This is a genomic window from Thalassotalea litorea, from assembly GCF_043642205.1.
GTDB lineage: Bacteria > Pseudomonadota > Gammaproteobacteria > Enterobacterales > Alteromonadaceae > Thalassotalea_A > Thalassotalea_A litorea.
Map to the genome: position 1 here is coordinate 1 of NZ_JBHZSG010000057.1, position 16,975 is coordinate 16,975.

Below are 16,975 nucleotides of genomic sequence, written 5' to 3' on the forward strand. Positions count from 1 at the left end.
CATCAAAGTTATTCGATTTTCGATTCATAAAGCCGTGTAAGTGCTTGCTAGCTTCTAGCGTTACATTTCCAAAGGGGGCTAATTTAAGGTTCAGCTCGTTGATATCAAAATGCGGCTCAGATATTGGCTGAATCATATGGGTTGGTACCTTTGGCGCGCAAAGGGGCATGTTGCGAATTTGTGAGCCGTAGAATAATACGGCCTGTTCAATATTCACCGTATTGGAACGACCCAGGTATTGCCACAACACGGACGCTCCAACACTAAAGCCGATGGCTATAGAGTATTGAGCATCACACAACTCATTAGCAATAAGATCCGCGTAAGGCCTTAAACCAATGTGTTGTTGGAAATAAGCATAAGCTGTTGTTTCATCTGCAAATTCAAGGCGCTCGCCCTGATAGGGTTCTAGTATCCGCCATGCCACGGTCGAATTCACCGATAATGCAGCAGCGATTTCTTCAACGGCATCGGTTTTGCCAAAAATATCCGTTACCAAACAACCTTGCATATGGGAGCCAATACATAAAATGCAAAGTAGAATCATATCAGATAGTTATTATCGATATAATAATGACTCTGGCGCCATTTTGAATTCAGAATAAATAAAGGCAGGGTTAATCCAACAAGAACAGGAAACTTTACGCATTTAATTTCGTTAACTGTGTTAATTTCGAATTTATATCGGAATTTGAGTTTTAGTTGGCTTTTTATTCAAAAAGTGCGTAACAAGCGATTGATCCTTATACTTTGTGGGCGTATAATTTTTTCCAATTTTTTAAGTAGGCTATAGGCCTTCTCTGAATCGATAATATCCGAATAGATTTAAGTGAACTCTTATGACAAATAAAACGGTATTGCACGCCAAGCATCTTGAAGCTGGCGCGAAAATGGTTGATTTCTACGGTTGGGAAATGCCAATCAATTACGGTTCTCAAATTGAAGAGCACCACGCAGTTCGTACCGACGCGGGTATGTTCGATGTTTCTCACATGACCATTGTTGATGTACAAGGTGATGATGCCAAAACATTCTTGCGTCGTTTGGTGATCAACGATGTCGCCAAATTGAATGTTGCCGGTAAAGCACTTTATACCGGAATGTGTAATGAGCAAGGTGGTGTGATCGATGATTTGATCGTTTATTACTATACCGATACTGAATATCGTTTAGTGGTTAATTCGGCAACGCGTGAAAAAGATTTAGCCTGGATTAATAAGCAGGCTGCCGATTATCAGGTAACCGTTACCGAACGTCCTGAGTTTGCCATGATCGCGATTCAAGGCCCACAGGCAAAAGCGAAAGTCGCTACCTTATTAGACGCAGAGCAAACTGCTGCCGTAGATGGTATGAAGCCGTTTTTCAGTGTTCAGGCCGGTGATTTGTTTATTGCTACCACAGGTTACACGGGCGAAAACGGCTATGAAATTGCCTTACCAGCAGATATGGCAGCGGATTTCTGGCAACAATTACTTGATGCTGGCGTTAAGCCTGCAGGCCTTGGTGCCCGTGATACCTTGCGTCTCGAAGCCGGTATGAACTTATACGGTCTCGATATGGACGAGAGTGTTTCGCCATTGGCAGCAAACATGGCCTGGACCATCAGTTGGGAACCAGAAGATCGCAACTTTATCGGTCGTGATGTATTAGCCGAGCAACGAGCTGCCGGCGACCAGCCGAAACTTGTCGGTTTAGTGCTTACTGAGAAAGGCGTTTTACGCTCTGGTTTGAAGGTTGTATCTGAGCAAGGTGAAGGTGTAATCACTTCGGGCACTTTCTCTCCAACTCTAGGTCATAGTATTGCCATGGCTCGCGTTCCACGCGCAGTGAAAATAGGCGATACAGTTCAGGTTGAGATGCGTAAGAAACTGGTAGATGTTGAAGTTATCAAGCCAAGTTTTGTGCGCAATGGTAAAAAAGTTTTCTAAACTAAACCTAACGTGTTAAAACTAGCCTCGGTGAGGAATAACAGGTCCTCAGCCTGGGATTAAAAACAGATTTAAAATCATTTATTTTTAGGAACAAAAAATGAGTAACATTCCTTCTGAATTAAAATATGCGTCGTCTCATGAGTGGGTACGTAACGAAGGTGACGGTACAGTTACAGTAGGTATCACCGAGCACGCTCAAGAGCTTTTAGGCGACATGGTTTTTGTTGAGTTGCCAGAAGTTGGCGATCAGGTTAGCACTGGCGATGACGTCGCGGTAGCGGAATCTGTTAAAGCGGCTTCAGACATCTACGCACCAGTAAGTGGTGAAGTTGTTGAGGTGAATGAAGACCTTGAAGACAGTCCAGAGTTAGTTAACTCTGACGCATTTGGTGACGGTTGGATGTTCCGCGTTAAGCTGGACGACGCCAGTGAGCTAGACGCACTATTAGATGCGGAAGGCTACCAAAACGTTGTTGATGAAGAATAATCAGCAATATTAATTAGTTAAAGCCCTGAATATTTATGTGATGAATGTTCGGGGTTTGTTGTTTTTAAAGGCGATAGGTTTTTCAGCATCGTATCTGAATAAAACCTACCGTAGTAGTTATCTCTTTTTCGGGACCTGTTGTTTATGTCTACTCAATCGTTGACACAATTAGAACAAACTCAAGATTTCATTCGCCGTCATATTGGCCCAGATGCCGACCAAACCAAAGCCATGCTCAATGACATTGGAGCAGACTCTGTTGATGCGTTAATTGATGAAATAGTACCAAGCAGCATTCGTCTGTCTGACCTGCCAAATATCAACGAGAGTAAGACAGAAGTGAAAGCGCTAGCCGACTTAAAAGTATTGGCCAGTGAAAACCAGGTGAACACTTCATACATTGGTTTAGGTTATTTCCCTACATTAACGCCGAACGTTATCTTGCGTAATGTACTGGAAAATCCAGGTTGGTATACAGCTTACACGCCGTATCAACCTGAAATTGCTCAGGGTCGTTTAGAATCCTTGCTGAACTATCAGCAAATGTGTATTGATTTAACCGGTCTTGAACTTGCCAGTGCGTCACTGCTTGACGAAGGTACCGCAGCGGCAGAAGCCATGGCGCTTGCTAAGCGTGTATCTAAAAACAAGAAATCCAATCTGTTCTTTATTGCCGATAGTGTGTACCCACAAACCATGGATGTTGTTAAGCAACGTGCCGAAATGTTTGGTTTTGATATCGTTGTAGGCGCTGCAGAAACAGCCGCTGAGCACGATATTTTCGGTGCGTTATTGCAATACCCGGGTGCCGAAGGTGAAATTACCGATATCAGCACTATCATTGCTGACGTTCAGGCGAATAAAGGTATCGTTGCTGTTGCTGCCGATATCATGAGTCTGGTTATGCTAAAAGCCCCAGGTGAGCTAGGCGCTGATGCGGTAATCGGTTCATCACAACGCTTTGGTGTGCCTATGGGTTACGGTGGTCCACATGCGGCTTTCTTTACCACTAAAGATAAGCACAAGCGATCGCTTCCAGGCCGTATCATCGGTGTTTCTAAAGATACCCGTGGCAACAATGCGTTGCGTATGGCAATGCAGACCCGTGAACAACATATCCGTCGTGAAAAAGCGAACTCGAATATCTGTACGGCGCAGGTGTTACTCGCCAATATGGCGGCATTCTATGCGGTATACCATGGCCCTAAAGGTTTAAAAACTATTGCTAACCGCATCCATCGCTTTACCGATATTTTATGTTTGGGTACCGCGAGCAAAGGTCTAACCGCAATTCACCAGAATTACTTTGATACTTTAACGTTCGCAACTGACAATAAAGATGACATCGTAGCGCGCGCACTCGCCGCTAACGTAAACCTTCGTGTTGATCAAGAAGGCAAAGTCAGTGTCTCATTAGATGAAACCACTAACCGTGATGACATTCATCAGCTATTCGACATCTTATTAGGCGAAGGCCATGGCTTAGATGTGGCGGAGCTTGATGCGAAAATCCTTGAGTGTGGTCATTCATCCATTCCAGCGGAATTAGTTCGTGAATCTGAGTTTTTAACCCACCCGGTATTTAACTCGTATCACAGCGAAACTGAGATGCTGCGTTACATCAAGAAACTTGAAAACAAAGATTTAGCATTGAACCACTCAATGATTTCTTTGGGTTCTTGTACCATGAAGCTAAATGCGACGGCACAGATGATCCCGGTTTCCTGGCCAGAATTTGCTAACATGCACCCATTTGCACCGCTTGATCAGGCAAAAGGTTACACTAAGATGATCAACGAGCTGGGCGACTGGTTGGTTGAACTTACCGGTTACGACGATATCTCTATGCAGCCTAACTCAGGTGCTCAGGGTGAGTACGCCGGTCTTATCGCCATTCAGAAATACCACCAGAGCCGCGGTGACGCACACCGTAATATCTGTTTGATCCCATCTTCTGCGCACGGTACTAACCCGGCTTCGGCACAAATGGTTGGTATGAAAGTTGTGGTTGTTGATTGTGACAAGCAAGGTAACGTTGATTTGGTTGATTTGAAAACCAAAGCCGAAGAAATGGCTGACAGCTTATCCTGTATCATGATCACTTACCCGTCTACGCACGGTGTATACGAAGAAACCATCAAAGAAATCTGTGACATCGTTCACGATAACGGTGGTCAGGTTTACCTGGATGGCGCCAACATGAACGCTCAGGTAGGTATCACTTCTCCAGGTTTTATCGGTGCTGACGTATCTCACCTTAACCTGCACAAAACCTTTGCTATCCCGCACGGCGGTGGTGGTCCGGGTATGGGCCCAATCGGTGTTAAATCTCACCTTGCGCCATTCTTGCCAGGTCATGCGCTAGTTGATTTTGACAGCGAGCTAAAAGGTAACGGTGCGGTTTCTGCAGCGCCATTCGGTAGTGCCGGTATCCTATGTATCTCATACATGTACGTTGCCCTATTAGGTAAGCAAGGTGTTACCGATTCAACTAAGTATGCAATCACTAACGCTAACTACTTAGCGCATCAGTTAAGTCAGCATTACCCGATTCTTTATACCGGTAATAACGGCCGTGTTGCCCACGAATGTATTGTTGATTTGCGTCCATTAAAAGAAGCGTCTGGCATCACCGAAATGGATGTAGCTAAGCGCTTGATGGATTATGGTTTCCATGCACCGACCATGTCATTCCCGGTTGCTGGTACTTTGATGATCGAACCAACGGAGTCTGAATCAAAAGTTGAATTAGACCGATTTATCGAAGCGATGACCTGTATTCGTGATGAAATCCGCAAAGTTGAAAAAGGCGAGTGGACATTGGAAGACAATCCGCTTCACAACGCTCCGCACACATTAGCTGATATCACTGACGCTGGTTGGGATCGAGCTTACACAGTTGCAGAAGCGGTATTCCCAGTAGCAGCTGCGGCGGCTAACAAATTCTGGCCAACGGTAAACCGTATCGATGACGTATACGGCGACCGTAACCTGATTTGTTCATGTCCTGCGGTTGAGACGTATATCGATAGCGAATAGGGCTATTGAATAGCGGCATATTCTAGTTAATTGCCGCAAGAATCGATAAAACGAGCCTTTGCTAACGCACAGGCTCGTTTTTTATTGGTCTAATTTTGTCTGATTCTGTTTATTTAGTTTGTTTCGCCTGAGCAATAAACTCGTTCAAGTAATCGATATCCTGCTCATCTTTGCGAATGCCAACAAAGATTTGTTTGTTGATGCCATGTTCGCCAAAGCGCAGGCTTTGGATTGGCATGTATTTAGAGTACTCATTCACAAGCCAGCCGGGCAGGGCACACAAGCCGCGGCCGGCGGCAACCATCTGCAACATGATTACTGTGGTAGTCCCACCATTAAAAGTTGCTTGACCATTCCATTTTTGATACGAATCAAAAGTGGGAGGACTAACATTAGAGCCCTATCTATAAGTAATATAGAGAAATATTTATGCAGTTAGCTAAAAGATATCAAAGAATTATTGATCCTCGTGAGGTTTCGGGAGATCAAATACAAGCGATTTTGGATTGTGGAGAAAGCCCTGTCATTCAATTTAGTGAACCAATGTATACAAAACGTTTGCTACAGCAAGTAAATGAGTTGTGTATACAGTACAAACAGTTTCTGGAAGTTAGGTTTTATGGTCACTATTCACATGGGTTTGATGCCAAGTGGCTTGCACATATTCCAGCAGTAGAAAACTTGTCTCTTGATGCGCTGTTAGAAATAGAACACATAGAGAACCTGTATCATTTAGAAAATTTAAAGATTCTGTCCTTTGGAGTTTTTGAGTTTTCCGACAAGGATTTCCTAAAAAATATAAAACTGACAGGGCTTAAGGAGTTTAGCCTATCGGAAAGTAGGAAAAAGAACATTGATTTAAGACCACTAGAGAATGCAACATCACTTAACAAATTGTGTGTCGTAGGACACTCTAAAAATATTGAATCTATTAATTCAATACAGCAATTAAAACATGTGATGCTGAGCCAAATCAGTAAAAAAGTATCTTTAGAATTTCTTAATAGATTAGAAAACTTGGAAGAACTAGAAGTCATTCTTGGTGGCAGAGATAACGTTAATGAGGTAACGATCCCAACATTAAAAACTTTACGAATTTTACGAGTTAGGAATTTCAATCAGATTTCTGACTTAAGTCGATTCCCAAAATTAGAGTGTCTCCACATTGAAGATCAAACTAAATTAGAGTCTATTGATTTGTCAGGCATTAGCCTCAAGCGATTGCTTATTGATAATTGTAAAAATCTTACAGAACTTATTGAGTTAGAATCTCAACAGGAATTGTTTTGGGTAGGCTTAAGTAGAACAAAACTAGACCTAAACGACCTGAAAATATTTGAATGGCCTAGTTCACTTAAAGTTATTTCATTGTCGGGTGGTAGCAATAAGTGGAATGAATCTTGTAAAAAATTTTTTAACTCAAAAGGTTACGTAGCTCACCCTCACGACTTGGATTTTAATATTTAGTTGTAATAAAGGAATTACTTTTTTAACCACTCACAAAATTAAAAATTTATTAGGCTAGAGTCACTAGAACTATTGACCTGCTCATAAACTCTATTCAATCTTTGGCTTCAAAAAAATCCTTATAAATTATACGTCGAACTCGCAAATTTAATTCGACTAAGACAAGTGGACAATACTTCACCCTTAAAAATAAACCACTGGTCTATTTTTACTTGCCTATCGCAATCTTTGCGAGGATTGTTGTATAAATAACGAATACTTATCGCAACCAATAATTTCAGAACTGTCTGAACATTTTGACTAGAAAGAGAAATAGAATGAAGAAAATATCTCTGCTAATTGCCAGCACTCTGATGCTGTCCGCTACTGCCATTGGCACTGAAAAGGCAAACAGCCCCGATAAAGACAGCACTATTGATAAAAGCACTATTATTGATGATGTCACCGGTGAGCCGGTACAAATGCGAGAAGATGGAAGAGGTGACCGCGTTGTCGGTGCGCCTTGGGCTACCCGTTCTCCGGTGCTTGCGGTTAATGGTATGGCGGCAACCTCGCACCCGTTAGCTTCACAGGTTGCCATTGATATTTTGCAACAAGGTGGCACCGCCATGGACGCAGCGATTGCGGCAAACGCTGCCATTGGATTAATGGAACCAACCGGTAATGGCATAGGTGGCGATTTGTTCGCCATTGTCTGGGATCCGAAAACTAACCAGTTACATGGTTTAAATGGTTCTGGGCGCAGCGCAAAAGGTCAGACGCTTGCGCAGCTAAAAGAAAAAATTGGTGATGTTTCACAAATTCCTAACTGGGGTACACCGCCGGTTACGGTACCAGGTACCGTGGATGCCTGGTTTGCCTTGCATGAAAAGTTTGGCAAATTGGCAATGACAGAAAACTTAGCTCCTGCGATTCAATATGCCAGAGAGGGTTTCCCGGTAACTGAAGTTATCGCCTATTACATGGATATTTACCAAACGCGCTATGAAAAGCTATTTAAAGAGGGTGAGATTGAAGAGATTACCAATTATCAGGCCACGTTTCTGATTGATGGTAACGCGCCAACACAAGGGCAGGTATTTAAAAATCCAGATTTGGCCAACACTTTAGAAAAAATCGCCAAAGGTGGCCGTGATGCATTCTATAAAGGCGATATCGCCAAAACCATGGATAGCTATTTTAAGCGCATCGGCGGGCCACTTCGCTATGAAGATTTTGCCAGTCATTCGAGTAACTGGATTGACCCGGTTTCGGTAAATTATCGTGGCTATGATGTCTGGGAATTGCCGCCTAATGGCCAGGGCATTGCCGCGTTACAAATGCTTACGGTACTGGAAAACTATGATCTGAAAAGCATGGGGCATAACAGCGCCGATTACCTGCATGTGATGACCGAAGCGAAAAAACTGGCGTTTGAAGATCGCGCCCGTTTTTACGCGGATCCAGATTATCAAAAGATTAATCTCGATTACTTATTGTCAGAAAAGTACGGTAAAGAGCGAGCGAAATTGATTGATATGAAACGTGCTGCCAAAGAAGTGGAACACGGTGACCCTAAATTAATTGAAGGCGATACTATCTACCTTACGGTGGCCGATAAAGACGGCATGATGGTTAGCCTGATTCAGAGTAACTATCGCGGTATGGGCACGGGCTTGGTAGCTGATGGTCTTGGCTTTATTTTCCAAAACCGTGGCGCTCAGTATTCATTGACTGACGGTCACCCGAATGTGTATGCGCCAGGTAAACGACCTTTTCACACCATTATTCCGGCATTTATCACTAAAGATAATAAACCCTATATGAGTTTCGGTTTGATGGGCGGCGCAATGCAACCACAAGGCCATGTGCAGATGGTAACCAACATCGTCGATTTTGCGATGAATGTACAGCAAGCCGGCGATGCCGCACGTTTTCATCACAAAGGTTCAACTTCACCGACCTGGGAAGGACGAATGAAGGACAGTGGTGTATTAGAGCTGGAAAGCGGTGTGAAAGCTGATGTTGTAAGAGAGCTACAACAGCGTGGTCATAAAGTGCATATCACTAGTGGTCCGTTCGGCGGCTATCAGGCAATCTTGAAAGACCTTAAAACCGGTGTTTATCACGGCGCCAGTGAAATGCGCAAAGATGGGCAAGCGCAGGGGTATTAATTTATACCTCTTGTTTCTTTCGTTAAAAAGGCTGTGTTAAACAGCCTTTTTTGTGCTTGCTTGAAATTGCGATCAAACAGGATCAACGATTTTCCAGTCGATTAAAATCAAAATAGCCGAAATTGATGATGGCTTGTTGCTGATAAGTCTGGTGTAGCTCATCACTGAATGTCCAAAATTGATGATTGGTTCTTCTTACGCCAAACCTATCCAGTAGCTTTTCATAATCGGATTCGTTTTTCATTTGCCGGATCTGCTCGATAAACGCCTCAATCTCGCTGTGATCAAGCTTAAATAACGCATTTGGATGCGATGTCATCACCCCATGGGCCATGGTCATGGTATCTTCATTGATACGCCGACGGCCTTTTTCCGCAAACATATGGGATATGTTGCTATAGGCATTATGGGATAACAAGCTGTAAATATGCGGTTTGTTATCATTACCCTGAACCAGAACCAGAGAGGCCTGCGGTAATATAGAGGCGGCAACACCGATAGAACGGTTCAATGCCTTAATCTTTGTTATGACATTATCTGTTAACCCGGGATATACCGTATGAACCGTACTTTGTGCCTCATTAACATGCTCTTTGATCATCAAAAGTAGCTCTGGTAGAGGTTCTGACGTCTGGTATTTTATATGGGTTTCGTGAGCGAAATTACTACCATTTTGTATGTATTTTTCTACCGGGCTTATCGAGCCTTGATACCACTGTTCACGCACGGTTTTACGATCGGCTTTGGGTAGTAGCGAGAGAAAACTGGTCTCACCTTCCATCCTTAGAAAGTCCATGTATACACGACTGTTTAGTTGATGTCCGACATTGCCGTACACATCGTAACCTGCGACCAGTAGATAGTGAATACGCTCAAACAGAGGGTAAGTGACCACCCAGACCGTTTGTGGGTTTTCGCCTACCAGGCCTTTGACAACACTTGCGGCATCAAAATGACGAAAGATGGTGAGCGCTACATTGTCATTATTACCGTCACCATTCCAGAGTAGATCTAACGTTATCGGAACCTGACCTTCCAGATGATTTTTTATGTACTGGGCTTTTACATCCAGATATTCGCGCTCAGCTTTGGCATAGGCAAACCAATTTGTAGGTAGCGCATTACTATCCGCTTCCGCTGGCAGCTCTAATGTTGCTCTGGCTTTTTCCATAAACACTTCATCATATTCCGGTAATTCGATATCAGGGTTTGAAAACACCACCCAAAAATGATCATTAATCACATTCAAAGCAATCTGACCACGACATACCGCCCCTTTGATAAACTGCATAATGCTATATTGCGCTTCATCAAGCATAAAGCGATAGCGGGCATCCGTTGGTAATGCCGCAAAAGTGATAAATGGGTTAGAGGCATTTTTCGGCAAATAATCAGGCAGTTTATCCACCTGATAATTTGGTTGATAGAACCAATCGTGCCACTTATCTTGACGTTCTTGTGTCAATGCAAATGGCATATGTAGCTTGTCCACCAGGGTTTCTTGTAATGGCACTAAACGATAATAGACACGGGCAACCTTAGGGTCGTCAAATGGACGACGAGTGGCAATGATCTCTAGTGGTTTTCCTGGTGGGGTCTTTGAACGATAGAGTCGAAAAAATTGCGGTTGTTGGTCACTGTTCTCGACCTCTGGAAAATATAAATGGGCAAGAAACAAATGCTCATAAAGATAACGGTTTACCAACTGATGTTTGTTTGAACCCTGATTAAAATAGGCTTCCCATTCATCGATTTTTTTCTGATGTGCATTGGTAAGTGAGTTGGAACGATTGTCGGGAGCGCCTGCATTTACCCAGTTAATGATTTGTTGGTGTTCGGATTGACTAATGCCGGGCAGAGCATAAGGCATGCCCCATAACGGAGTTTTCTTCTGATACTTGCTGTGCTCCTTTTCGGTTGGACATTCGAGGCTACGATTCAAACTCAGCTTAAAACTGTCCGGTAACATCTTGCTGTTAGGTAATGGGTGATCGCGTTTTTGCTCCAGCATATTAACCAGCAGGCTTTGCAAGGGATCTCTCTTGCCTTCTTTGTTACCCTCGTTCAGAACTGGGTGAAAGTCCATTTCTCGCCATTGTTCTGTGGTTTGGGCATCTTCAAAGAGTCGGGTTGGGTCCGCGGCAAGAATACGCTCGCCTTGATAAACCGGGTCCTTATTTGCACCTCGGGTTATGCCCTCAAAACTACCCAGTTTTAACTGGCAAGGCGCATCATAACAACCATGACACACGACACAGCGTTTATCCAGAATGGGCTGTACTTGTTGCTGAAAGTCAATTTGAGTCGGATGTACTTGCGGTTCTATAACCGTTTTTGTTTTTGCGCTTTCCTTTGTTTCTGCCGCAGAGACAGGCAACAGCGATAGCGTTGTCAGGGCTAAAACGATCAGGAGCACAGTTGAGCAGGGTTTTATCATCGTATGTATCCATAGTCCGATTTGGCTAAGCGTTAATTCAGTTTCACAAGCGCACTAAACGCTAACTGAGGTAATACGTTGCTGCAATTTAACTAAGTGTAGACAACGCTGATAATTTCCGTGTTATCAAGGGATACCTCAATGAGCAGGCAATGGGAAAACATGACGTTAAGGCCGGGCCAATGAACGCCCATCGATACAGAAAATTGTAGGCTTGTTGTCCAGTGGCCGCTATGATGCAATGACCAATCATTACTGGCAAAACGAACGATAGATGGCACTAGAAACCAGAAGACTGGATAAGTTTCTCGCCGACCACCTGCAAATAAACCGTCGCGAGGTGCGCATATTGCTCGCCAGGAGGACGGTAAGTGTAGACGATAAGTTGGTCGTTGATGGCAATGTGCTAGTTAATCGCTTTTCGAAAATCACCCTAGATGGAAACGTATTGCAAGCGATTGAACCACGTTATTTTATGTTGCATAAACCTGTTGGGGTCGTGTCTGCTACCACCGATAAGCAGCATAAAACCGTGCTGGATTTGCTGTCAGTCACCGATAGTGATGGTTTACATATAGCAGGACGGCTGGATTTAAACTCGTCGGGCCTAATATTGCTAACCGACGACAGTCGTTGGTCTGAAGCCCTGGCTCATCCGGACAAAAACGTGGCTAAACACTATCGGGTTACCCTGAAAAACCGATTAGATGAAAGCTATATCGACGCGTTTGCCAACGGGATGTACTTTCCCTATGAAGATATTGTCACCCAACCCGCAAGGCTTAGGATTGTTTCCGACTACGAGGCAGACGTGTGGCTAACGGAAGGTAAATACCATCAAATCAAGCGTATGTTTGGTCGTTTTCGCAATCCGGTTGTGGCACTGCATCGCATTAGCATCGGCGCAATAACCTTGGATAATAACCTCGCGCCAGGCTATTACCGTCCCTTAAATCCAGCGGAAATTGAATCCGTATTCGCAGCGATGCAGCCCTGACTTCCCGTATTTGTTAGTAATTTTAAAAATGGTTCTGCCCTTATTATTGAACGCAAAATTCTTCAATTTATCGGCCAAAGGTAAATAAGCTTCATAAGTGTTAGCTTGCCATTATCATAAAAAATGACACTTAGGTTTTTGGCGGTTGCGTTTTACTCGTAAGGTTTTTTTCGATACGCTTGGTTAAAACGTAACACATAAACCGATAACAACAACGATAAAGGACTGTTATGAAAAGGTTGCTCTTTAGCTTAGGATTGCTTGTTTTATTAGCATCTCAAACGGTAAATTCTGCGCCGTTAACGTTCGCCGATTACGCGAAACTGCCAGAAAAAAGTATGGTAAGAGTTTCTCCTTCCGGAGAAAAATTTGCCTATCGACTTACCGATGATGAACGCGACTACCTGGTGGTTGTGGATATTAATAAAGGTGAAATGATCCGTGCCGTCGATGTTTCGGCCGTAAAGCCCACCAATGTCTATTTTGTTGATGAAGGCCGAATTATATTGGTTGCATCCGATAATACCCGGTTATTTGGGTATCGCGGACGTCATGATGTCAGCGTTGCCTTTTCCTTTAATCTTGAAACTGGAAGCCTGCATCAATTATTGACGGCAGGGAAAGGCATTCATCCAGGGCAGACATCTTTAGGTAGCGTGGTCGGTGTATCTAAAGATGGCAAGTATGCCTACATGCCTGCCTGGGAAGAAGATAATAGATTTAGCCTGTTCAAAGTCGATTTAAGTAAAAGGCGCAGTCCTTACCGTCATAAAAAAGGCACCAGCGACGTTATTGACTTTTTTGTGAATGATCAAGGCGAGTTATTGGCGCGCGAACGATTTAATAACCGTCGTAATCTGCATCGCCTGGAAGCCTGGCGCGATGGCGAATGGGTAGAAATTTTTACAGAAGAAACCGATATCCGTCATGTTGGTTTCACCGGGGTAACGCCAGATCATAAACACATTGTTATGATCCGTCAGGATGGTAGCCATGGACGTTGGGCGTATTACACCATTTCCCTTGAAGATGGCACAGAGGCGGGACCATTTTTCAGTAGCGAAGACAAAGATATCGAGCTCGTTTTAACCGACATTAATCGTGTCGTCTATGGCGTTCAATATTCTGGATTTAAACCCAGTTATGAGTTTTTTGATAATAAGCTTAACGCGCGAATGCGTGGCATGCAGACCGCGTTACCAGAATTCGCATTAGCGATTACTGATCATTCACCGGATTGGTCAAATATCGTATTTAGGGCGACAGGTGCGAATAATTCTGGTCAATTTTTGCGTTATCGCAATGGAAAGCTCGATTCTTTAGGGATGGCGCGGCCGAGTATTACCAATGACAATGTCCATTTAGTGAAAGAAGATACCTATAATGCTCGCGATGGTTTAACGATCCCTACTTTGATCACGCTACCTAACGGCGTTGCGGCAGAAAACTTACCGGCGATTATGCTGCCCCACGGTGGCCCTGAGGCCTATGACAAAATAGACTTTGATTGGCTCGCTCAGTATTTTGCCAGTCAGGGCTATCTGGTGATACAACCACAGTTTCGAGGTTCAAGAGGCTTTGGTCCTGAACATTTATTTAAGGGGCGAGGCGAGTGGGGCCGTAAGATGAATGATGATTTGACCGATGCGGTTGCTGAATTTTCAAAACGTGGCATGTTGGACCCGAAAAAAGTTTGCATTGTTGGCGGCAGCTATGGTGGCTATGCGGCAATGGCCGCGGTTGCATTTACACCAGAGGTTTATCAATGCGCTGTGTCAATTAATGGTCTTGCGGATATTGAGCAGATGATGAAACAGGAGAAGCGCGATTTTGGTCGACATCATTGGGTAGTATCCTATTGGGATAAAGTGATTAACAATGATAAGTTGGATGATGATCACCTGGAAAAAATCTCACCTATCAATTTTGTGGAAAACATCAAAGCCCCACTTTTATTGATTCATGGAGAGCATGATTTGATTGTGCCATATTACCAGTCAGAAGACATGTTTGATGAAATGGAAGATGCAGGTAAAGAGGTTACGTTTATCGGACTTGATGAAGGTGATCACGACATGTCGAATCCTAAAAATCGGGCAATCGCACTCGAGGCGATAGATAAATTTGTAAAACAACATTTGTAATATTTAGAATGAAACCAAGCCTCGCTTTTTTGCGGGGCTTTTTTATACGCGTAACCTTGCAACAAAACAGCATTCTGCAAATGCCATCAGCACGATAGCGATGTTTGGAGAACAGGTCGATATATAAAGTGTGGAACCGGTATACGGAGTTATCGTTTCGCGCAATCGCGTGAATCCAACTAAGCAATTCGTCCAACCCCATTGCCAAAACATCTCAAATCGATATACTGGATTATTGGTAAGGCCACTTTACAGGTGTGCTTCCCTCACCGCGTTAAAGAAATTTCTTTATAGGATTGTATTTGGAACGAGTTATGCAAACACGTATGTATTTAGCCGCCGTTATCTCGAGTTGTATCGGGCTGGCAGGCTGTAAGACCCCGGATGAAGCGCAGACATTGGCGAGATCATCAGAAGTTTTCACGCCAGAGGCGGCAAAAGATAATCTTTCATACGCGAAAGACCAATACCTCAAGTTGATTGAGCATGTTGAAAATCGCCGTCATCTCAATTTGAAACCTGCATGTAAAGCTGAGCCTGAGATGGTTTGTGTGCCGCGTTCAGAAGAGCACGACGGCATCTATATGGAACAAAGTGAAAAGTGGACTAATGGCTTTTTCCCTGGGGTGCTATGGAAACTATTGAGCTCGAAGGCGTATATTGATTCCTGGCAATCCGGACAGGAGCAAAAGATTTTTGCAACCGCTAAGTATTATCAGGAAACCTTATATTCTGAAGCGCATCGAAATTCTACCCATGACTTAGGGTTTATCCTATACGATTCTTTTGGTGAGGCGTTGGCTTATGATCAACTCGATAGTGCGACGCGAACCGATTATCTGCAAGCCTTGGAAACGGGCCGAGCTACATTGGCAACACGTTATACCGATGACAAAGGGTTAATTCGCTCGTGGGATTGGCTCCCCAGAATGAAGATTGCGACGCTGGAAAATGGTGAGCAAATCATCGACCGCTATACCTTGTCTGACCCATGGACGTATCCGGTGATCATCGACAATATGATGAATCTTGAGTTTTTGTTGGATAGCGAAAATATCCGATATCATGAAATCGCGTTTAACCATGCGAAACATACCAGTATTAATCATTATTTTTACGATGAAGCCGATGAGCAACAAACCTACCCATTGTCATACCATGTGTTCGATTATGGTTCATTCAAACCGGGTAACTGGCAGGGTGTCGGTAATGTTTCTGCCTGGGCGCGAGGGCAGGGCTGGTCTTTATACGGTTACGTAACGGTTGTAGAAGCCATGGCAAAGTCTAAAGTTGATCTGAGGGACTATCCTGATTTTAATGCCCATTTACAGCGTCTTTTTGGCAGTATCGAGCACCTTTTGGCAGACGATCCCATTCCTCATTGGGATTTTTTCGCGACCCGTGACAATGCATATCAATATGCTGAAAATATATCCGAGCAGACAACCGTCTTTTCCGGCATATTGGGACTTTGCGACCGATTAATTGAAGACCACATCAAACCGTATGTCGGCTATCGGCCGATGACACTGCCGGCGTCCATGCTATCGGATGAATCAATCGACAGATTGCAGGGGAAAGTTAGCTGGTATGGTGAGCCTGTATTGCAGGGTGACAGTCTTGTGCCTTGCGGGCGTGAACCTTATGCACAATCTCACGTTAAAATTCCAAGAGATACATCTGCGGCCGCCATATATGCCGCAGCACTATACCGTTATGCCACGTTCACCGATAATTTGCCGGAGCAGCAAAAGTATGCGGCGCTAGCCGATCGGATTATGGCGGAGCTGACGGAAAACTATCGCACCGATCGTGCGAAAAATGGTCGTCCTCATAGCGCAGACTTTGGTTTTGTTCTTGCCGAAGCAACCGGTGATATGGGTAATGGCGGCGAAATCGACACCCCGATTGTTTATGGCGACTTTTACTTTATTGAAGCCAATATTCGTAAAATCGAATTCGAGCAATCGCTAAACTAGTTGTTAAAACGATAATCTAATAAGTCAGCCAAACGCTGATTGTTTAAGGCATAAGGCCGTGACCTATTGTATGGTCGCGGCTTTTTACTATTGGCTTGGTTGCCGGCGCGTGTCTAGCCACAGGACACACCTATTCAAAGCCCAGTTTTTCTTTGGACCTCTGACTTTTAACCTATTTAGCTTTTGATATTTTTGAAAAGAGCCCAACAAATCATTCTGTGCCTTCAGGCACTAATAGCTCTGCAAATGACGCATAGTATCCGCCTTATACCAATCCCATTAAATTATTGCTCACTCAGTGAGAATTTAAAGGCTTTTAGACAAGGCTTTGATTGCAGAGA

At 43.8% G+C, this 16,975-nt stretch carries 11 protein-coding genes; 8 read left to right on the forward strand and 3 right to left on the reverse strand.

The genetic code is table 11. The features are described 5' to 3' along the window. The coding region (locus ACHUFQ_RS15805; RefSeq protein WP_394176816.1) for a hypothetical protein at positions 1-547 on the reverse strand (547 nt) is incomplete at its 3' end. A gap of 292 nt (positions 548-839) precedes the next feature. Between ACHUFQ_RS15805 and gcvT the strand changes: the two genes are divergently transcribed. From gcvT to gcvP, 3 genes are all read left to right on the forward strand, one after another. After that, positions 840-1,928, forward strand: a complete 1,089-nt coding sequence (gene gcvT / locus ACHUFQ_RS15810) for a glycine cleavage system aminomethyltransferase GcvT (RefSeq protein WP_394176817.1) — start codon at positions 840-842, stop codon at positions 1,926-1,928. Positions 1,929-2,028: 100 nt separating this feature from the next. Continuing rightward, a complete protein-coding gene (gene gcvH, locus ACHUFQ_RS15815; RefSeq protein WP_143581600.1) occupies positions 2,029-2,418 on the forward strand; it encodes a glycine cleavage system protein GcvH in 390 nt (129 codons plus the stop codon). 144 nt (positions 2,419-2,562) lie between these two features. Further along, complete coding sequence (gene gcvP, locus ACHUFQ_RS15820; RefSeq protein ID WP_394176818.1) at positions 2,563-5,457, forward strand: aminomethyl-transferring glycine dehydrogenase; 2,895 nt, start codon at positions 2,563-2,565, stop codon at positions 5,455-5,457. 109 nt (positions 5,458-5,566) lie between these two features. On the opposite strand, the gene ACHUFQ_RS15825 is transcribed toward gcvP, so the two are convergent. After that, positions 5,567-5,770 (reverse strand): type 2 periplasmic-binding domain-containing protein, encoded by a 204-nt coding sequence (locus tag ACHUFQ_RS15825; protein ID WP_394176819.1) that lies wholly within the window; start codon positions 5,768-5,770, stop codon positions 5,567-5,569. 116 nt (positions 5,771-5,886) lie between these two features. Between ACHUFQ_RS15825 and ACHUFQ_RS15830 the strand changes: the two genes are divergently transcribed. Together ACHUFQ_RS15830 and ggt are read left to right on the forward strand one after the other, a co-directional pair. Then, positions 5,887-6,924 (forward strand): leucine-rich repeat domain-containing protein, encoded by a 1,038-nt coding sequence (locus ACHUFQ_RS15830; protein ID WP_394176820.1) that lies wholly within the window; start codon positions 5,887-5,889, stop codon positions 6,922-6,924. A 461-nt stretch (positions 6,925-7,385) separates the two neighbouring features. Beyond that, complete coding sequence (ggt, locus tag ACHUFQ_RS15835) at positions 7,386-9,077, forward strand: gamma-glutamyltransferase (RefSeq protein WP_394176825.1); 1,692 nt, start codon at positions 7,386-7,388, stop codon at positions 9,075-9,077. 82 nt (positions 9,078-9,159) lie between these two features. Here the strand turns inward: ggt and ACHUFQ_RS15840 are convergent, their stop codons facing one another. Further along, on the reverse strand, positions 9,160-11,514 hold the full coding sequence (locus ACHUFQ_RS15840) for a fatty acid cis/trans isomerase (protein WP_394176821.1): 2,355 nt from the start codon (positions 11,512-11,514) through the stop codon (positions 9,160-9,162). Between the two features lie 274 nt (positions 11,515-11,788). Here ACHUFQ_RS15840 and ACHUFQ_RS15845 point away from each other — a divergent pair, with 274 nt between their 5' ends. The 3 genes from ACHUFQ_RS15845 to ACHUFQ_RS15855 all read left to right on the forward strand — a co-directional run bounded on the left by ACHUFQ_RS15845 (position 11,789) and on the right by ACHUFQ_RS15855 (position 16,634). Continuing rightward, positions 11,789-12,511, forward strand: a complete 723-nt coding sequence (locus ACHUFQ_RS15845; RefSeq protein WP_394176822.1) for a pseudouridine synthase — start codon at positions 11,789-11,791, stop codon at positions 12,509-12,511. Between the two features lie 230 nt (positions 12,512-12,741). After that, positions 12,742-14,655, forward strand: a complete 1,914-nt coding sequence (locus ACHUFQ_RS15850) for an alpha/beta hydrolase family protein (protein WP_394176823.1) — start codon at positions 12,742-12,744, stop codon at positions 14,653-14,655. Between the two features lie 314 nt (positions 14,656-14,969). Continuing rightward, positions 14,970-16,634, forward strand: a complete 1,665-nt coding sequence (locus ACHUFQ_RS15855; RefSeq protein ID WP_394176824.1) for a hypothetical protein — start codon at positions 14,970-14,972, stop codon at positions 16,632-16,634. Positions 16,635-16,975 lie beyond the last annotated feature (341 nt).